Source organism: Viridibacillus sp. NPDC096237, from assembly GCF_050278625.1.
GTDB lineage: Bacteria > Bacillota > Bacilli > Bacillales_A > Planococcaceae > Viridibacillus.
Genome location: NZ_JBNNTI010000015.1, coordinates 1 through 19557, shown reverse-complemented (window position 1 = coordinate 19557; position 19557 = coordinate 1). Strand labels below are relative to the sequence as shown.

Here is a 19557-nt window from a genome sequence, read left to right as displayed (position 1 = left end):
ATAACTACTTTGTAAGGAGGAGAAGTTAATGGAAGAGAAAGCTATAGATGAATTGCAAAAACTTGGCTTTTCTAAGTATGAATGCAAGGCTTACATAGGCTTGTTAAAGAGCCCGTCAATTACAGGATATGAACTTAGTAAGCAATCAGGCGTGCCTAGATCAATGATTTATGAAGTACTAGGGAAATTGCTTGATAAAGGAGCTATTCAAACAGTCCCATCAGACCCCATTGTTTATGTACCAGTTAATCCTAAACAACTTCTCACTAGACTTAGAGAAGAGTTAGATACGTCGTTTGAATCGTTAGAAGAGTCATTAAATGCACTAGAAAGTGATCAAAAAATTGATGTCATCAGCAGAATTTTCCAATTCGATCACATCGTACAGGAAATGATTTCGATGATACGCAGTGCAAAAAAAGAAATTTGGTTATCGGCTTGGTCACACATCTTGCCGAAGATTGAAGTTCCTATTCGAGAAAAGGAAAAAGAAATTCCAGTCTTTGCAGTTCTTTTCAGTGCGGAAGAAGTTTCTTTCGGTCATACATACCATCATAACTACATGCCTCCAGAGATTGTCAGTGATAGAATGGGTGGCTATTTAACGATACTTATTCGAGACAATGAAGAGGCATTGATTGCGAAGTTTAGTGACCGCGGATCAGAATGGGCTATTAAATCAAAAGATCCTGCGCTCGTATTAGTCGCTACTGAATACATTCGACATGACATCATGGTTGAAGAAGTCATAAGTGCGTATGGACCAGAAAAGCTGGAGAAACTTTGGAAATCTAGAGAAGATCTAATCCATGTTATGACAGGTAAAAAGCGTCCTGAGTAAGGCCGTTTTTTTTCACTAAAAACATAGTAGTTATAATTATAACTACTAATAATGAGAGGAGTTTTATTATGAATGCCCCTTTAAAATTCGCTGCATCAATGGTTATTTTCGGATCTATCGGATATTTTTCTGTAAAGACAAATTTGCCGTCAATTGAGTTAGTATTCATTCGTTGTCTTTGTGCAAGTCTTCTATTAGGATTTGTATGGTGGCTTGGACGACGAAAAAGAGCGGAGAAAAATCAAGAGCCTGCCCTCAGAAAAGATTATTTATTTGCATTGTTATGTGGTTTTTTTCTTATTGTGAATTGGGTCTTGTTCTTTCGTTCCTTTGAATTAATGTCTATCACAGTAGCAGTCTCTATTTATCATTTAGCACCTGTTCTTGTACTTATACTTGGTTCTCTACTATTTAAAGAAAAAATTACTCTCCCCGCAGGTATTGCGATTGTTACTTGCTTCATAGGAACGTTACTCGTCGGAGGAATTCAGCAACACTCTTCATTCGATGATTTCTTATCAACAGGCGTTCTGTGGGCGTTTGGAGCAGCATTTTTTTATGCGCTTACAACCTTAACAGGAAAAGCCATTCGTACGCTCGATCCCATTTTACTCACAATCATTCAGACAAGTCTTGGTGTTGTATTGTTATTACCATTAATAGATTGGACAAAATTTAGCCAGTTGAGCGTTGGGAATTGGGGATATATTTTATTAACTGGATTTGTTCATACAGGATTTGTTTTCTACTTGTTCTTTAGTAGTCTAAGAGGTTTAAAAGCACAAACCATTGCTATACTTGTTTTTCTTGATCCAGCGGTTGCAATTTTGTTGGATGTGCTACTTACAGGTTATCATCCTGATACATACCAGATACTTGGGATTCTACTAACGTTTTTAGGCATGGGGTACGCTTTTAAAAAATAGCACATGCAATATACACAGCCTATTTCATCAAAATTCACCATATGAATTACAGGGTCATCCAGTATTTACTGGTTGATCTTTTTTATTGTTCAAGAAATGTTATAGAAATCCATTGCTCACTTAGCTACTAAAAACCCAACTACACGATTATTATCTTTATCGATTAAAACTTTCGGTAACCCGGTGTCAACATTGATTTTATCTTTGAAAGTTACTTTATATACTACTTGACCAATATCTTTTTGATTTGAAATTTCGTCCAATGCATCAACTAAATGGTCAGTAATATCGGCAGTACCAATTTGAATGCTCTCAGATGTACCACAATTATTTTTGATAAGATAATCTTTTGCTACGTGAGTTACTTTCTTTTTAATATCATTTGATAATTCAAATGTCACATCAATACGCTCTTCTTCACTTGCGCACCCAAATAACAAGGTTGATAAACAGCTGAAGAACATGAGAATAACCATTTCCTTCTTCAATTGAACTCCCTTTCTTCTTAAATACTATTTAACATTGGAAAATTACAATGGTGTCATTCTATTTGGAAAAGTAATTGAAATATTAATTACTTACTTTAGAATATGCTTCTACCATATAAAACATTATTGAAATATAAAAGAGCAGCGACATAATATCGCTGCTCAATAAGAAATTACAATTTTTCCACCTTGTTTATTATAAATTTTTATATCAGTAGGCCATTCTGTATTTTCATAATGCGTTACTTTACAATAATACGAACCATCTTTTATATCAAAATGACCTTGATCAGTAAAATATTGTTCTCCAAGTCGAATATTCAAGCTATTGTTACCTCTTGATTCTGTAGTATAAACAGAGCAATTCCCCTCAGATACAGTTGTTTGATGCTTAATTATTTTAGGAATTGTTGGGAGGGTTATCGTAAATAAAAATATCGCCCCTAATATTGAAAATACAGTTCTTAACAGAGTTTTAATATCACGTTCTTCAAAGTCTACTATCATAAGATAAATGCAAAAAATACTGAAAATCGTTAAAACAATAGCGATTATAAAAATTAACCAAAACATACTCATGTAAACACCTCTATATTAGTATAACAAAATTACATGATACATAATTGATAAAGTTTACAGTTTTTTGATAACAACGAAGTCGATTGAGATTTGAATTATTAGTACTGGTCATACGTCTTTTACTATACCCTTTTTTAACCTCAATCCTTTTTTACCACTCTCCCAAAATAATTTGTCCCTATGACTCCGATTATGATCACTATTGCTCCTATTAAATGATAATAGTGAAATTCCTCTTGTAGAAAAAGAACTCCTGCTAAAATCGTAATGAGCGTCGCAACATTACTGAAAACACTCATTTTAGATGCTGCCATTTTAGATAAGGCATAATTAGATAAAAACGAAGTAATAAGTGAAGAAAGAATACCTAAATAGATAATAGCTAAAACAAAATCTAAGTGCAGAAAAGGTTGAAAGAATTGTTTCGTAGTACCATGGATAACATTCATACTCATGGCTATAGCGTTAAATCCGATAAATCCAAAAAGTGTCATTATATACGTTAAAGTAAATAATGAATACTGTTGCGTTAACTTTCTTGCAAAAACATTATAAAGTGCTGATGTAATAGCTGATAACAAGATAAATCCACTTCCGATAAAGCTAACCTTAGCTGCCCCTGCCCCGTTCATCATGAAAATGAAGATGACTCCAAGTACTGACAAGCTAACACATACAAGCTGTTTAAATGAAGTTTTTTCTTTCAATAATAAACTAGCGAAAAGTAATGTAAAGATCGGAATGGTCGCTTGAATAATTCCTGCTTCTGAAGACGAAGTACGAGCTAGACCAAATACTTGAAAAGTAAAAAACAATATTGGGTAAAGCAATGCTAAAGGTAGAATTCTCTGCAAATCCTTCCACTCTATTTGTAATTTGCTTCTATTAAAGAATAGATAAATCGTTGCTACAATCCATGCAATTGTAAAACGATGTGCCAGTGTATCTAATGGACTTGCCACCGTTAGTGCAATTTTGACAAACATAAAGGAAAGTCCAATTATAAGGGCATATATAATTGCCGCGATATACGCTTTTTTTATTTCTTTCATACGATATTACCTCTTTTCGATTAATCCGGCCGGTACAACTATCGTATTAAAAAACACATATTTAGACGACTACAAAAAAACACATCTGTACCGATACAGATTGAATTAACCAAAAAAGTATTTTACAATAATCTCAGGAAAATAGACCGGTTAGTTCTAGAAGAAAAATTGAAATTGGTAGGTGCAAAATAGTGGGTAAACTGGAGAAATGGCGTGAACTTATACAAAATGGCAGTATTATTTTATTTTGGAAAACAAAGATTATGGAGCGAAATTTACAACAATTAAAACGTGAGGGTTTTGAAATATATAGTTTTGACTGTATCCTTTGGAATGAGGAAAAATTTCACGAAGAGATTGCAAATACGCTTAACTTCCCTGATTACTATGGTAAAAATTTAGATGCTTTTAATGATTGTTTATCAGACATAGTGCCTAAGAAAAAAGGCTTTATTCTAACCTTTAAAAACTATGATATTTTCACTAAAAGGCACCCTGAGCTTGCTTATGATATTTTAGATATTATCCAATTAAATTCTTGGAGAAATCTTATCGAAGGTAACGTTTTACTGGGATTTGTTCAATCAAATGATGGAAGTTTCTCTATTCCACCTATAGGCGGTATGTCTCCCGAATGGAATAGTGATGAGTGGTTAGAAAAAAATAGAGAACTGTAACATTTATTCAATTTAAAAAGGAATTATCTTAATAAGAACACAATAAAAAAGGACCATCTAAAATGGTCCTTTTTATATTACTGAAATATCAACAACATTTTTATCGAATCCTAATTTAAAACTAATATAGTAAAAAACACAAACAAGTTGTTACAACTTCTTCAACTATATCCTTTGTTTTAGAAGCTTTGCTAGGTTGGATAATAGATCGTCATACTCAATCGTGTTAAAGTGTCCCCCGAATTACAATATGTGTGCGGTCTATCAGCCTTAAATCTAATTGAATCGCCACTTTTTAAAATATAATTACTGTCACTTACAATAATCTTTACTTCCCCATCAAAAACAGTGATAAATTCCTCAGTTCCTTCTCTATGAGAATCAGAGCTTAATGCCCCTTCTTTTTCTATTTCAACCGAGTAAACTTCAAAGCGTCTATCCTCTTGGAAAGGAAATGAGGGATAGACTCTATACCTTCCATTATCTTCAGACAATACTTCAATTTCACTTTTTAAAACAACTTTTGTATCTGGTTGGGGATTATTTATAAGGGATGTAAAGGAAATCTTTAGTCCATTAGCTATTTTCCAAATAGTTGTAAGAGTCGGACTTGACTCTCCTCTTTCTATTTGCCCTATCATCGTTTTACTAACACCGCTTAATTGAGAGACCTTTTCCAAACTTAATTTTTCCTTCTCTCTAATAGCTTTTAAATTTCTTGCAAGAATAAGTTGTATTTCCTCCATAAACTCACTCCTTCATCATGTACAACATAACGACCGTTATGTATAATAAAAAGCACATACGTTATATTGTTTGTTTTGAACATTATAACATACAAAGTAAAAGGGAGGTCCAGAAATGCCTATATTTTCATTTTTGTTATTTGTTTTCATTACCAGTTTTACTCCAGGTCCCAACAATATCATGGCAATGGCTTTTGCGAATAAACATGGCTATAAAAAAACAATTAAGTTTTGTTTAGGAGTAGGCGTCGGATTTTTTGCTATCACATTATTATGTAGTTTTTTAAACAACATCCTTTTAAGTGCAATGCCAATAATCGAGTTTCCTTTAACGATTTTTGGTGTAGCTTATATGTTATATTTGGCTTATAAAATACTTATTAGTAAGGATACTAAAGGTGAAGATGATGAAGGTAATAGTAACGGTTTCTTCATAGGTATCTTGTTACAATTTGTAAATCCTAAAGGTATTCTTTTTGGAATTACAGTAGTATCAACCTTCATTCTCCCCTATTACACTTCATATGCCAGCTACCTTCTTTTCTCATTTTTTTTAGGAATCGTTGGTTTACTAAGTACATTTAGTTGGAGTCTATTTGGTTCAATTTTTCAAAAGTATTTATTACATAACAGACAACAATTTAATATAGTAATGGCGGTCTTATTGCTTTATAGTGCTTTTTCAATTCTTGTCAAATAGTAGAATGATTTGATTTAATAGAAAAAAAGCGACTTAATTCGGTACTTTTTTTGGTCTACTGAGTCGCATTTGTGTTTTAATCAAACTAAAGAGATATTCGATTATCAATCAATGCCTGCACCAAAATTCTTTACTAATAATGCAGTCTTTTAAGTTAGCTCTGAAAATTGTTGAATAAGCTTATTATAATTCAAATGACAATATTGTTCGTTAACTGCAAATATATATGGAGGTTCAACATGCTTAAATATCAATCAATCTATCATGATCTATCTGCACGTATACATAATGCTGACCTACCATCTGGTGCGAAGTTACCTTCTATTCGGCAATTAGCTCAACAATTTTCTTGTAGTAAGAGCACAATATTAGCAGCATTACAAAAACTTGAACAGCAACATTTAATATACGCAATCCCAAAAAGCGGCTATTACGTAGTGGATCATCAAATAGCACAAAAACCATTAGTATCTAATCTGATTGATTTCGCCACTTCATCACCAACATGGCATGCATTTCCTTATCATGATTTTCAGCATTGTATTAACAAAGCCATTGATACTTATCAATCAGATTTGTTTAAATATGGTACAGCTAAAGGATTACCTTCATTAATCACAGAGGCGAAGAAATTATTAGAAGCGTATCAAGTGTTTACTAATAACAGCAACATCTTTATTACTTCAGGTGTACAGCAAGCACTCTCTTTGCTTAGCCTTATGCCCTTCCCTAACAATTGCAAAACGATACTTGTAGAACAGCCTAGCTATCATCTATATATAGATTTTCTAAAAACTTATCACATGCCAGTGGTCGGTATTAAACGCACTACAAATGGCATTGATTTAAAAGAGCTGGAACAAATTTTTCGTACTAAAGAGATTAAGTTTTTTTACACGATGCCACGTTTCCATAATCCATTGGGAACTTCTTATAGTAAAAAAGAAAAAGAAGCAATTCTCCATTTAGCCAATCAATATAATGTCTATATTGTTGAAGACGATTTTTTGGCTGACTTTGAGTACAATTCAAAACGCGATCCAATGTATGCAATGGATACGAATGACCGGGTTATCTATTTAAAAAGCTTTTCTAAAATCATGTTCCCAGGTCTACGTATTGGATTTGCCATTTTACCTAATGAATTAATTAACATTTTTCAGCAGTATAAAATTACAACCGATATTGACAGCTCTATGATTTCACAAGCTGCCCTTGAGCTATATTTAAAAAGTGGCATGTTTGAACGATATCGTGCTCAAGTACATGAACACTATTATAATCGTGGAAAAATTCTTCAGCACTCGTTAAAAACACATTTTTCTATGTATCCAGCATCTTCAGAAATATGTATGCATAGCCATATCGTTTTTCCTAAAGAAGTAGATTTATATCGAATAATTAAGTATTTAAGTCAAAAGCAAATATTATTTAATTCGATTGATCAAAACTATATAGACGACTTTTATCGTGAGCGCATATTAAAGATTAATGTATCAACTATAGAAGACAAAAAAATTGAAGATGGGATAAAAGAACTTGCTCATACATTAAATAATCTTGATAATTATTTTTAGAGATTAAGAAACAATTCCTCCAAGGTATTGTTTCTTAATCTCTTTATTATATTATTTTTTGTATAAAACATCACATAAAACAACGTTAGACATCATATTCCTATTATTGTATTTACTTGCAAGAAATAATTAATTACATTTACCACAATTACTTTGACAGGCAGAGTAATATTTGTTAATATTACTCTATCAGATAGAACAATAATATCTAAGTAGGTGACTTATGGTTAGAAGCGATATCATTCGTGGACACTTGGATTCAATTATTTTACGGCTGTTTTTAGAGAAAGATCGATATGGATATGAAATATCTCAGGAAATTAGTTTACGTACAGATAATCGTTTTCAAATCAAAGAAGCAACTTTATACGCTGTGTTTCAACGGTTAGAAAAAAGAGAACTTATTGAAGCATATTATGGGGATGTCTCTCATGGTGGAAAAAGAAAGTATTACCGCATTACCACATTAGGAAAAGCATATTTAAAAGAACTAGTAAGTGAATGGACTGAAGTGAAGGAAATTATCAACTTGTTTATGGAGGGTTTAGAATGAAGAAAATGAAAAATCATATTGATGAATTATTTAAGGACATTCCAAGTAATAACGAAACCGAAATGGTTAAACAAGAAATCCTGCAAAATCTTGAAGAGAAAGTGTTCTATTTAATGGATCATGGAAAAGCAGAAGAAGATGCCATTAATAAAGCAATTGTTGAATTCGGAGATATTGAAGAGTTAAAAAAAGAACTAGGAGTGAAACAGCCAAAGAAGAAAAACATGGCTAAATTAAATTTAGAGTTCTCTATTTGGGGAAGTAGCTTAATAATTGTATTTTTTGTATTTATCAACTTCTACTATACCCCAGATACAATTTGGGCAATATATCCAATATTCGCTATATTATGGTGGCCACTTTCAATGTATTTCGTATGGTCACGTAAGCAATGAGGAAAGGAGAATAGATAATGAAAAATTATTTTAGTTTTGCCGTAGCTGGTAGCTTTATGACCATGTTATTTTTAGGAATTACTAATTATATAACATCACCGAATGAGATTTGGTTTATTTATCCATGTTTCCTGCTTTTACTCTGGCCTATTACCCTTTATTTTATGTTTAAGAAACTATATAAACAATACTCTATCATCTGTAGTTTCATGTTAATTTCTTTTCTTTTGATTGAAAATTATCTATATTCACCAAACCATTTATGGTTTATATACGCTGTTTTCCCAATCATATGGTGGCCAATTCTCATGTTTTTAGAGGAAAAAGCTAAATCAATAACAGTTGCACTTATTGGTAGTTCCATTACCATTATCTATTATTCAATATTAAATATTACACTTTCTCCCCAATATCCTTGGGCGATTTACCCTGCATTCCTAATAATGTGGTGGCCATTAGCTTTATATCATGCTAAGAAAAAAACATCCGTTGCATTCTCTATTAATGCAAGTATACTAATTAGTATCTTTTTCATTACTGTAAATGTTGTTTCTTCACCAGGAACAATATGGGCGATTTATCCCATCTTTTTGGTGATGTGGTGGCCTCTTAGTATGTACTTTTATGTTTATAAAAAGAGAAGATACAAAGGTATTAATGAGAATTAAGTAAACCGTTGTAAAAAGCATAAATGTAGTAATTTCAACTTGAGAACACTTATACAAACCCCCACATCGATATTGGGGTTTGTATTTCATTTTCTTACACTATAGATTAGCCATTGCCCCACTATCCTGAGGGCTCTGAAAAAATCCATAAAATGAATTTTAGCCATGGCGGAAACGATTAATCGCTTCTGCCATGGCTTTTTCTTCGATGCCGTTAATTTCCGTTCTGGCGGACGCTTTCCTAGGGACGAACCTTGAGCCTCCTCGTCGCTAACGCTCCTGCGGGGTCTCAATATGTTCGCTAGTTCCCCAAGGAGTCGCCGCCTGCACTCTAATCAACTAGTTTTTCGTTTTTCATTCTTTCCGATTCACACCTAACCCTTTATTTTGAAAAGACTAATTCAAGGTGGTGCTGTCCATGATTTCCAAACAAGAAACATTCACTCTAAGCTCTTATATGGCGCTTTACGATTTAATTGTGCCTAAAGAGAATATGCTTCGTCAAATCAAGGAACTCGTTGATTTTTCTTTTATTTTAAAGGTTTGAATAATGGACGGAATGCGATTCCACCGATTCGGATGTTCAAATATGTATTACTAAAATCAATTTTTGATAGTTCAAAAAATACCGGTGTTTACTATTGAAGAACATTACATTTTGAAAATGTAAGTTTTTCAGTGCCCTCACTACCTTGGGGATTTTTTTATTTTATAACAACTTGTGGAACTGATAGAGCTTAACTTGTACCTTAGTAAATTCAGTAGATTTTTCATAGAAACGATAAATCTAATTAACAATCTAGGCCATCCTTACCTTTGTTCTATACAAATTAACTGCCCCTAACGCCACAATAATTCCTACTATATATAACGCTAATTGATAACTATTCAATAGATTTACCATTAAACCGAAAAGTGAAGGTGCAATAACGATAAATAATTGGTTTAATGTCAAAGCAGAACTCACTGTTAAGCCAATGTAACTGGGATCTGAATGCTCTGTGACACAAGCTATGAATAATGAATACCAACCGATTGCTACAAAGCCTAGTAGAAAACAGAATAGTAGCATTACTAATTTTGCATGCATGATTAGCGGTAATATCATCGTAAGAACTACTGTAACCACCATCACAATGAACAATAATTTTTCTCTATTTTGCTCAAAGAATTGATCACTCACCCAGGCAATGGCTACTCTACCAATCATCCCGCCTATTAAAATAAGACTTAAATATTCCCCTGCTTCAGTTAGTGAATAACTACCTTCTTTATGCAAATAACTCATGAAATGGGCAATGACAATCATCTGTAATGACATCATCACAATTCCTACAATATATATTGGGTACAGTGCTTTATTATTTTTGATTGCATTCATTTTTTCTTTAAACGATACTGATTTAGATGCTATGACCACACTTTCTTTTGGTTCATGATACGCTACTAAGAAAAGTAACCCGCCAGCAATTGCAATGACTCCTTGTACAATATGTACCGCCGACAATTCATAATGATAATAAGTATAAGTTAATAATACTGAAGCTAAAGCGCCCCCTATAGGTATACCCGTCTGTCTGATTCCTAGAGCTAGCCCCCTATGTTTATCCGGAAACCATTTTACAATAGCCGTACTCCCACCAGTTTGAGCGCTACCATACCAGATCCCAACCAATAATAATAACAGCAACAAGACAATATAATTATTTACAAAAACGAGTGTTAACGCTGATAGTCCTAATAAAATGGATCCCCATCCAATGATTTGTTTTTCCCCTTTTTTATCCATCAAGTAACCAAAAACGAGCATTGAAAACATCGGTCCAATATTAACAGCTGAAACGATAAAGCCCGTTTGCAGTGCTGATAAGTTCCATTCAATTTGATAAAATGTAGCGATTGGTCCCATACCATACGTCACAAAAGTTGCTGCCGTTTGTGATAGCGTAGCCACAAGTACGATTAACCATTTAGTATAAGTTTTCATCAAGGTACCCCCAAAATCTTTTTATTATACCTATGTATTTGTTCGGTATAATGAATTAACTAGAGTTTACGCTGTATATTACGAAGCGTAAAATGGAGGAAAATGATAGGCGCTATCAAAAATTTTAATAGGGTGTGTGACTAATAATATGAACATCGAAGAAATAGCCTTGAAAATAGAAATATTAGACCGTCAAAATTTAAGTAAGTCAGCCGAAATTACTAACTATACTCAATCTGCCTTAACATCTAAAGTAAAGAAGATGGAGTCAGAAATCGGACAACCTGTTTTTAAACGTACACCCCAAGGACTAAAAATCACCAACGTAGGGATTCAATATAAAAACTATCTTCAGCTAATAACACAAGAATACGAAGAGTTCTTACAATCCGTTGGTGCAGATCAAATGAAAACTAAAGTGAATTTTGGCGCATCACATACAACGATCAAAATTTATGGCGCTTCAATCGTCAATGCCTTAAATATAAATAACATTCCATTGGATGTGGATTTTACAGTAGAATCTAGTAATGCTTTAAATGAAAAAATACACAACTCAGAGATGGACTGTGCACTCACTAGTAATCCGATTAAACATTACCCAGATTTAACCTATGACATCATTGCAACTGAAAGATTCGAGGTCATTTCAGCGGACACTCATATTATAAATTTCGATGAGCCTACACCCCTTACACTTCTTGTCTTAAGTAAAAGTTGCATGTATACCCGAGCAATGGTGGAATTCCTAACGAAAAATCAAATTCCATATAACATAAAAGAAATAAAATCAGTTAGTAGTATTCAAGATTTCCTACAAATTAATAATTCAATTGCAGTATTAAATTCGAAACTAATCGACTTATATAACTATACAAATATTCATCGTTACAATTTACAGCTAAACAATGTGATTAACACCGTTTTTATTTATAAAAAGAACGAAAGTACGAAAAATAGTATTCTACAATTAAAAAACGTCATAGAATTTATTCTTGAACCTATTGAAAAAGCTTTATAATCGTTTATTCTGTCTAATTAGTTGCAATTGATTTTTTTTGCAGCTACTAATCTTATGTTGTTATCTTTTAAACTCTGTATAGCTCTCTTTGTACTTGTTGAAATTCTACCATCTTGATAATTAGTAAGTGTGCCATCCACGTCAAAAAATACAATTCGATATTTCAAATAGAAATAATAATTGGATATTACTTATTTTTAATAGCATCCTCTATTAAATTTACTTTTTACAGGTGTTAATGTTTTACTTACTGACAGATTAAATGCAAAGATTTTCTATTAAGTGTGATTACTATACTATTGGAAAAACTATACTTTCTCTTTTCAGTACAACAAGAGTATAAATTGAATTATGAGAGAGGAAAAGTGCAGAAATTTACTTATGATTCGATTCATCATTATATAACTAAAAACTGAAACAAAAACTTGAAGTTGATTGATATAAAAAGATTTGCTAATCTGTTTAAATATAAACCAGCGGAAAAGCTCGGATTTAAAAAAGAAGAATTACAAAGAAGACAATTTAATTGAATCAACTCTCTAAACAAATCTAAAAAAGAGAAATGATATACATAGTATCATTTCTCTTTTTCTCATTAACTTAGGTTACGTCTGCCTGTAAGCTATAAAATTTTATAGCCCACTTTTATCCCAGTTTTTTAATAAATAAAATAAATATTCTCTAACACATATTTATCTTTATTTAATTGTGTAAAACTAAATTTTACTGTGACAGTTCCAAAGGCATCGAATTCTTTTGGTCGGAATTCATAAGTAAAAGTAGCAAATCCCTTTCCTTTATATGTACTTTCAACTCCAACCTTAGAAGTTGTAACTTTGTTAAGTGCCTTCTCAAAAGTGGAAAGCGTTTTTTTCGAATTAACTTTTCGCATTCCCTTTATTTTTTTACTGTAATTGTCCTTTACATATTTATGACCAAGCAAATAGTCATTTTTTCCGTGCGCAGCTACATGTTTGTTAACATACGAATTGAAAGATGTAGTTTTTCCTGTATTAAGGGAATTGCCATAGATTTTTATTAATTTAGCGGCTTCGGGTTTTAATTCACTTGTCACTTTTTTCATACTAAACTTCTTAGGATAAGTTAGTACACCTTTTTTCGAAACAGTAGCAGATACTTTTGTAATGCTAGATTTAGATGCTTGCTGCGTTTTATTTGTTGCAGCTTTAGTTTCCTCTCCAAACCCCATTGATCCAAATAAAAGGCTACACGCTACAATTGTTGACATGACCATACCTTTTTTTAGTTTCATTCTTCGTTGTTTCATTAGAGTTTCCCCACTTCCATCTTTTTGTTAAAGAGATATTCATTACCTGAAATATCCACATTAACGAATTTTAACACAAAAGTACTATTATTTGGCGTTTCAATATTAAAAATAGGTTAAAATATCCAATCATTTAATTTATTTAGTTAAATTGGTCTAGTTTAATTTTACTTACAAAAGAAAAATATGAGCAACAAATGAGTATTAAGATGGAACCTCCACTTGTCATGTGCTGATATCATAAAATATAGAAAAAGTAATACTTTATATGTGCAGAGTTCTCTATAATGAGAGATACAATATAGGAATTTGATTAATATTATAAACAACTAGACAGGGGTGTACATCATAAAACCATCATACTTTTCATACATAGCTTTATTTTTCGCCGTATTTGCGTTATCGACTTCTGCCATTTTTGTAAAACTAGCAGATGCGCCACCAGCTATTACTGCATTTTATCGTTTATTTTTTGCGATGCTTTTATTGTTACCCTTTTTAATTGGGAAAAAGAGCAATCGGCAAGAGCTCGTTGGCTTAACTAAAAAACAATGGGGATTAGGAATACTTTCCGGCTTATTTTTAGCTTGTCATTATGTACTATGGTTCGAATCATTAGAGTACACTTCTGTTGCTAGCTCAACAGTGATCGTTACATTACAACCTCTGTTTTCTATGGTTGGAGGCTATTTATTATTTAAAGAACGATTTTCTAAAGGTGCTATCCTAGGTTGCTTTGTAGCGATTATAGGTAGTCTTATTATCGGATGGCAAGACTTTCAAATAAGTGGTGAAGCGCTTTATGGGGATATTTTAGCCTTTATTGCAGCAGGTATTATTACCGGCTATTTCTTTATTGGACAATCCGTTCGTAAAGATTTATCCCTTATCTCATATTCCGTTATTGGCTATGGGAGTAGTGCCATATTTTTAGCAATTTATGCACTTTTTCTGAAAGAATCATTTTTTCACTACTCTTCAGATACGTGGTGGGCTCTACTAGGTTTAGCATTTATAGCAACAATTTTAGGACAAACGATTTTCAATTGGTTGTTAAAATGGCTTAGTACTTCCATTATATCCATGAGTATTTTAGGAGAAACGATTGGCACTTGTATTCTTGCTTACTTCATATTAGATGAAGTCATTTCCATACAGCAAGGTGTAGGTATTGTTGTTATCTTAATTGGTTTAGCTTTATTTTTGATCCAACAACGACAGACAAATTAGGCATAAAAAAACAACGGCAAAGTAACTTTGTCGTTGTTTTTTTGTTTATCAACCAATTTGAACAAGACTTTAGTAACTACGATTCTTATAGTATATTAAAAAATCAGTCCATTTGTCGTCTTCATAAGAAAACGCTTTTCTCTCGCATTCAAAAAGATACCCTGCTCTTTCAGCCAGTTTAATGGAAGGTTTATTGTCTACATTAATATGTAATTCAATTCTATGGAAATCTAAAGTAGAGAAAACTATCTCAGTTGCAGCCCCTACAGCTTCTGTGCCATACCCATTGTTCCAAAACTGATTATGAATGGAGTAGCCCATCATTGCCCATTGATAATCCATTCTTAAAATCGTAAAAAATTCAACTTTCCCTACGTTAACTCCATCTTCTTTACGAAAAATCCCAAGTATATACATATCGTCCTTTTTTGCTGATTGATCAAATCCTTTTATCCACTCGATAAACCAATCCTCTGTTGATGAAGACATATTTAAAGGTCTACCATCATCATATTTGTACTGTGAAGGCAAGCGATTATCAAACTGTGTGTACCAGTTGAGATAATCCTCTTTTTTATAAGGACGCAAGATTAACCTTTCAGTCTCTATTTGTAAATTTGGAAAATCCATATATCCACCCCTACGCTATTCTACAATAAATTCAATTTTTTATAGTTCTTCTTTTTTTCAGTTATTGTCAATGAATTTAATTGTTTGACATTTTTATATTCCTCTTTTAACTAACAGCCCCGTTAGTTAAAGAAGATACTTTTTATTTATCTCTATTTTCTAAGTTTTTTTATTCTAAGATTGGATTCTTTGAATACTTTAATATTGGAGACTTTGGATTATCTAAACTCTAATAATAATCCTATAAAATTAACTTGCCCTTGTTCTTTTTTAACTCAAGAATTTATGATATAGCGATTTGTACGCCACTAAATTAGGTTATTCATGGTCATTTACCCATTATATCACATTTGTAAATTTAGTTATTCCTTTAAGCTCCTAAAAAAACGAGGTTATACATCCCTCGTTACTAGAAAAAATCAAAAAGCTATTTCAAATCTTGAAAAAAGAACGGAAGTCCTCTAAATCCAATTAAGTAATGGCTATCACAGAAAAGTTTATTTCATCAGTAGCCGTTGTAACTCAATAGAATCTCCTCTAGCAAGATATATACCAGCAAATTCATAATCTTTTTGCGTTTTGCTGCGTTCATAGTTATTACCGTGTATTAGTGCTACTTTCGACCTGAATTTTCTTTCCCCCCTATAATCCCAGCATAATCATGTTCTATTGCACGTTTTACATATTAAGTGGTCTTTTATATAGCATGCGGTAAATATCATTAGAGCATGAAACAATAATCCTATGATACTTAAAATTAAACGAGAAATGAATTGTAATACTAGGCCTTGCCTTTTTTTACAGCTATTTCTCTTTTACTCTTTCTATAAAAAACAATATCAAAAATACTCATTTAAATTAAAATTGACAACGCGTATACATTTGTATACAGTAATAATCATAACAATATGTATACAATCGTATACACGTAAAGGGGATTTATAATGAGAGAGGAAAAATTTAAGAACTTTAAGAGAGAGGGACACCATCGCAGTGAGCGTCACAGAGGAAAAGAAGGTTCACACCAACGTGGACCAAAAACCTTTCGCCGAGGTAGAGCAATTGCTTTTTTAGAGAGGATGAATCTTAAGCGTTCAACTATTAAGCAACAATTAGATAAACCTGAGTTTCAATCTATTCACCCAATTCTAGTCGGTGAATTAAAAGCGATTGATATGGTAATCAACGAATTTATTCAATTATTTGAAATACAAGAGAATGAAGCAATGGATACACCGAGCAATAATGAAGAAACAGAAAATTTAGTTTTGGATAGTAATAAGTCTTTAGAAAATAGAGAGGAAGGAATTGAATCTAATGAAACTAATTAACAATTATATTGATTCAGTGTTTCATAATGAAAATGAGTTTTTGGAGGAAGTCATTTCTTCCATTGAAGAAAATGGAATGCCCTCCATATCGGTATCTCCTTCCTCTGGAAAATTCCTAACCATGCTTATATCAATTTCAGGGGCTAAAAATGTTCTTGAAATTGGTGCTCTTGGAGGCTATAGCGGAATTTGCCTTGCTAGAGGATTCGGTGGAGAAGGAAAATTAACTTCCCTTGAATTAGAAGAGAGTTACGCAAAGTTAGCATACAGCAATCTATCTAAAGCCGGCTTTGGCGATCAAGTAGCATATATTACCGGGGCAGCTTTACAAAACCTTGAAAAACTAGTTGAAGATAATAAGCGATTTGATTTTTTCTTTATTGATGCTGATAAAGAAAACTATGAAAATTATTTGGAATATTGTATTAGACTTGCGGATTCAGGTGCCTTAATAGTTACTGACAATGTCCTTGCTGGCGGTAGTGTAGCAGACCCAGAAGCTAAACCAAAACGTTACACTGAAATAATGAAAAAATTCAATGAAACTGTGGCCAATCATCCTCAGTTAGAATCAATTATAATTCCAATTGGTGATGGGATGACTATTTCAAAAGTAAAGAAATAAAGAAATCATCGAGTTACATTAATCCTAAATAGACTTGTTTACTTATTATAGAGACACATAAATAATACAAATCCAAGTGGTAGTATATTTATAAACCGTTGATAGCCTAAAAAGCTTTCAACGGTTTTAATGTAATTAATCGTGAGATCTAACCATCGATTTCCAAACCTTTTCAAATAAACTTAGAATACCAAATAGAATAAGGGTATTAATAGCGAGTGTTGATAAATCAAAAAATAAGTTGTTAAATCCATAATTGAAAATTTGAAAAACACTCATATCTATTTCACCCTTGTAAATGATCCATTTAAAAGGAATCCCAAGTATTAAGGCCACTCCGAAACTAATCCAAATCTTTCTGTTCCTCCCCATATAGTTGGCCCCCTCCTTTGTCGAATCATTTTTCCCTCTAATATATGTAATGATTATCTTAACAGTTCAAAGATCCAGTGTTCTCATAAATTGAGTAATGAACTAAAATCTAACTAATCTACTATTCTTCCATTCTGTGTGATCAATATTAAGTAGCTAGCAGATTCACTATGAGCCCCAAGAGACTTCCTGTAATTAATGCTTTCATTGAGCATGCGGTGAAAATCATAAGACTCTGAAACAATAGTCAATAATTATAACTAAACCAGCAATAGCAAGCCATGAAGACTTACCTTTTACAGCAGCAATTTCTTTTTTATTTTTCTATTTGAGACAATTTAAAAGATAGCTAGTATAAACCGAAAATAAGGTATTATTATTAAAACTATTCCGTACAGCAAGGGCTAAAAGATATCTATTTTTCAGACATAAGCACTGGAAATATTATTAAATTTGATGTTTGAATAATGAATTAACAGCTATTATAGGGGCGCAAGTATCTCCTGTTGGTGGCTTTATATGCAATTTTCACATTGCATATATCTTTAAAGATAATATGTACCAAATGAACAGATTGAATTTATTGCAAATGAAAATTAGAAAAAGCATCCTATTTAAATAAAAAGATACTTCAGACTGTAGACAAACTTGAAGAATTTCGAGTTTATCTACGGTCTCTTTATTTTTAAATATATATATAAGAGCGTATTTCCGCTACGGTGGACGCTTTCCGCGGGCGAGCACCGAGCCGCTTTGTCGCTACGCTCCAATCAATTACTCAAATATCTTTTGAAGTGATGGAAAATGACGAGGAGAAAAAATAAACCTAAAAGAGATCAAATCGAAATGATTGCTTTAGATTAACTAGTAACTAAAGAACTTCTTGTGAAGTAAATTGAGGATACGGAAGTTCTAGCGTTTCCCACTATTTATGTTAAACGATAAAGCATTACCTACTGGAATAGAACCTGTATTAGTTGCAAGAGATAAACTCTCTTCCCATGATGTAGAAAACTATCAAAAAAGAATGATTCGTTGAAGCTTCTACATGAACTTGTTACTATTGGATAAACCATACGCCACCAAGTAATAAGAAAAGAAATATTCCTAATGATTTAATAACTCTTTTATAAGTTTCCGTCCTTCGATTCGTTTTAAAAAGCAGTATTTTTTATACTATTAATAAATAGTATGCAAAGCGAGATTTAATTCATACATAATTATTTGGAGGGAGCATCATAAATCATAGATGAAAAGGATACGGTTCTATATTTCTAACAAAAATAGAATTGCACCAGAGCCTAAAATCTAAACAATCGGTTACAATTCCTGCGGTGCTTGTCCTTTTACATTAAATTGATGAACTCTCCAATCCAAATTTATTACTCGTTCAAAACTACCTCTTCAACCTTAATTAAATAGAATTCATTTTATATTCCATCTAATTTTTTTATATTGGAAAAAACCGGACATTACTTTGTCTTTACAGTAGTAAATAAATAGAGTAATATGTGGTCATAAATTAGTAAATAAATTAATCATCTTGATCGCTGAATCCGTATGGAACGGGGAAACCAATTTTGTAGCAGCTATTTCGCTACTTGGGGTGAATCCTTTATTTGAAGGTAGGGTTACTTCTTGACCCAAATCCGACAGCTAACTTCGTAAGCGTTAGGGAGAGGATGGTGAAACTTGTGATAGAAAAATAATATGACCACTTTGGAAATCCTCTGTGGTCTTTTTTAGTTGAAATTTTGTAGTTCTGTGTTTTTTATGAGTTACTTTGTCAAATTAAGTGCAACACTTGCTCCATGAACGCTTCGTGTGCAGATTTCCAGCCCAAGCATTTTCTTGGGCGATTATTAATTAAA

At 32.4% G+C, this 19557-nt stretch carries 21 protein-coding genes, 1 pseudogene and 1 riboswitch; of the genes and pseudogenes, 13 read left to right on the top strand and 9 right to left on the bottom strand.

All coding sequences use genetic code 11. The features are described from left to right. The first annotated feature begins 28 nt into the window (after positions 1-28). Together ACQKMD_RS10345 and ACQKMD_RS10340 are read left to right on the top strand one after the other, a co-directional pair. Positions 29-841 carry a TrmB family transcriptional regulator gene (locus tag ACQKMD_RS10345; protein ID WP_427751748.1) on the top strand — a complete coding sequence of 271 codons (813 nt, stop codon included), beginning with the start codon at positions 29-31 and terminating at the stop codon, positions 839-841. A 68-nt stretch (positions 842-909) separates the two neighbouring features. Next, positions 910-1767, top strand: coding sequence for a DMT family transporter (locus ACQKMD_RS10340; protein WP_427751747.1), 858 nt, complete (start codon positions 910-912; stop codon positions 1765-1767). 116 nt (positions 1768-1883) lie between these two features. Here the strand turns inward: ACQKMD_RS10340 and ACQKMD_RS10335 are convergent, their stop codons facing one another. From ACQKMD_RS10335 to ACQKMD_RS10325, 3 genes are all read right to left on the bottom strand, one after another. Then, on the bottom strand, positions 1884-2255 hold the full coding sequence (locus ACQKMD_RS10335) for a hypothetical protein (protein WP_427751745.1): 372 nt from the start codon (positions 2253-2255) through the stop codon (positions 1884-1886). A 162-nt stretch (positions 2256-2417) separates the two neighbouring features. Further along, a complete protein-coding gene (locus tag ACQKMD_RS10330; protein ID WP_427751743.1) occupies positions 2418-2828 on the bottom strand; it encodes a hypothetical protein in 411 nt (136 codons plus the stop codon). A 146-nt stretch (positions 2829-2974) separates the two neighbouring features. Further along, positions 2975-3886, bottom strand: a complete 912-nt coding sequence (locus tag ACQKMD_RS10325) for a DMT family transporter (RefSeq protein ID WP_427751741.1) — start codon at positions 3884-3886, stop codon at positions 2975-2977. A 191-nt stretch (positions 3887-4077) separates the two neighbouring features. Here ACQKMD_RS10325 and ACQKMD_RS10320 point away from each other — a divergent pair, with 191 nt between their 5' ends. Beyond that, positions 4078-4563 carry a barstar family protein gene (locus ACQKMD_RS10320; RefSeq protein WP_427751739.1) on the top strand — a complete coding sequence of 162 codons (486 nt, stop codon included), beginning with the start codon at positions 4078-4080 and terminating at the stop codon, positions 4561-4563. A gap of 191 nt (positions 4564-4754) precedes the next feature. On the opposite strand, the gene ACQKMD_RS10315 is transcribed toward ACQKMD_RS10320, so the two are convergent. After that, positions 4755-5309, bottom strand: coding sequence for a helix-turn-helix domain-containing protein (locus ACQKMD_RS10315; protein ID WP_427751737.1), 555 nt, complete (start codon positions 5307-5309; stop codon positions 4755-4757). A gap of 115 nt (positions 5310-5424) precedes the next feature. Here ACQKMD_RS10315 and ACQKMD_RS10310 point away from each other — a divergent pair, with 115 nt between their 5' ends. From ACQKMD_RS10310 to ACQKMD_RS10285, 6 genes and pseudogenes are all read left to right on the top strand, one after another. Then, entirely contained in the window at positions 5425-6009 is a 585-nt protein-coding gene (locus tag ACQKMD_RS10310) for a LysE family transporter (RefSeq protein ID WP_427751735.1), read from the top strand. Positions 6010-6248: 239 nt separating this feature from the next. After that, positions 6249-7586 (top strand): PLP-dependent aminotransferase family protein, encoded by a 1338-nt coding sequence (locus tag ACQKMD_RS10305; protein WP_427751733.1) that lies wholly within the window; start codon positions 6249-6251, stop codon positions 7584-7586. Between the two features lie 223 nt (positions 7587-7809). Then, entirely contained in the window at positions 7810-8139 is a 330-nt protein-coding gene (locus ACQKMD_RS10300; RefSeq protein WP_200747843.1) for a PadR family transcriptional regulator, read from the top strand. Next, entirely contained in the window at positions 8136-8534 is a 399-nt protein-coding gene (locus ACQKMD_RS10295) for a permease prefix domain 1-containing protein (protein ID WP_427751732.1), read from the top strand. Before ACQKMD_RS10300 ends, ACQKMD_RS10295 begins: the two co-directional genes overlap by 4 nt. Before the next feature lie 17 nt (positions 8535-8551). After that, positions 8552-9202 (top strand): hypothetical protein, encoded by a 651-nt coding sequence (locus ACQKMD_RS10290; protein ID WP_427751731.1) that lies wholly within the window; start codon positions 8552-8554, stop codon positions 9200-9202. Between the two features lie 418 nt (positions 9203-9620). Continuing rightward, positions 9621-9823: pseudogene (locus ACQKMD_RS10285) on the top strand (IS5/IS1182 family transposase); the annotation flags it as partial. A 178-nt stretch (positions 9824-10001) separates the two neighbouring features. Here the strand turns inward: ACQKMD_RS10285 and ACQKMD_RS10280 are convergent. After that, on the bottom strand, positions 10002-11189 hold the full coding sequence (locus ACQKMD_RS10280) for an MFS transporter (protein WP_427751729.1): 1188 nt from the start codon (positions 11187-11189) through the stop codon (positions 10002-10004). 148 nt (positions 11190-11337) lie between these two features. Between ACQKMD_RS10280 and ACQKMD_RS10275 the strand changes: the two genes are divergently transcribed. Continuing rightward, positions 11338-12210, top strand: a complete 873-nt coding sequence (locus ACQKMD_RS10275) for a LysR family transcriptional regulator (protein ID WP_427751727.1) — start codon at positions 11338-11340, stop codon at positions 12208-12210. Positions 12211-12227: 17 nt separating this feature from the next. Here the strand turns inward: ACQKMD_RS10275 and ACQKMD_RS10270 are convergent, their stop codons facing one another. Then, positions 12228-12350, bottom strand: coding sequence for an HAD hydrolase family protein (locus tag ACQKMD_RS10270; RefSeq protein ID WP_427751832.1), 123 nt, complete (start codon positions 12348-12350; stop codon positions 12228-12230). 518 nt (positions 12351-12868) lie between these two features. Beyond that, entirely contained in the window at positions 12869-13498 is a 630-nt protein-coding gene (locus tag ACQKMD_RS10265) for a hypothetical protein (RefSeq protein WP_427751725.1), read from the bottom strand. A gap of 348 nt (positions 13499-13846) precedes the next feature. Here ACQKMD_RS10265 and ACQKMD_RS10260 point away from each other — a divergent pair, with 348 nt between their 5' ends. Beyond that, the gene (locus ACQKMD_RS10260) at positions 13847-14728 is read left to right on the top strand and encodes a DMT family transporter (protein WP_427751830.1); all 882 of its coding nucleotides are present in this window, start codon (positions 13847-13849) and stop codon (positions 14726-14728) included. Positions 14729-14797: 69 nt separating this feature from the next. Here ACQKMD_RS10260 and ACQKMD_RS10255 read toward each other — a convergent pair whose 3' ends face one another. Next, positions 14798-15358, bottom strand: a complete 561-nt coding sequence (locus ACQKMD_RS10255) for a GNAT family N-acetyltransferase (protein ID WP_427751723.1) — start codon at positions 15356-15358, stop codon at positions 14798-14800. A 944-nt stretch (positions 15359-16302) separates the two neighbouring features. Here ACQKMD_RS10255 and ACQKMD_RS10250 point away from each other — a divergent pair. Together ACQKMD_RS10250 and ACQKMD_RS10245 are read left to right on the top strand one after the other, a co-directional pair. Then, positions 16303-16689, top strand: a complete 387-nt coding sequence (locus tag ACQKMD_RS10250; protein WP_427751721.1) for a hypothetical protein — start codon at positions 16303-16305, stop codon at positions 16687-16689. Beyond that, the gene (locus ACQKMD_RS10245; protein ID WP_427751719.1) at positions 16676-17314 is read left to right on the top strand and encodes an O-methyltransferase; all 639 of its coding nucleotides are present in this window, start codon (positions 16676-16678) and stop codon (positions 17312-17314) included. Before ACQKMD_RS10250 ends, ACQKMD_RS10245 begins: the two co-directional genes overlap by 14 nt. 135 nt (positions 17315-17449) lie before the next feature. On the opposite strand, the gene ACQKMD_RS10240 is transcribed toward ACQKMD_RS10245, so the two are convergent. Next, positions 17450-17686 carry a hypothetical protein gene (locus ACQKMD_RS10240; RefSeq protein WP_427751717.1) on the bottom strand — a complete coding sequence of 79 codons (237 nt, stop codon included), beginning with the start codon at positions 17684-17686 and terminating at the stop codon, positions 17450-17452. A gap of 1538 nt (positions 17687-19224) precedes the next feature. Then, positions 19225-19372: riboswitch (cyclic di-AMP (ydaO/yuaA leader) on the top strand. The last annotated feature ends 185 nt before the right edge of the window (positions 19373-19557 follow it).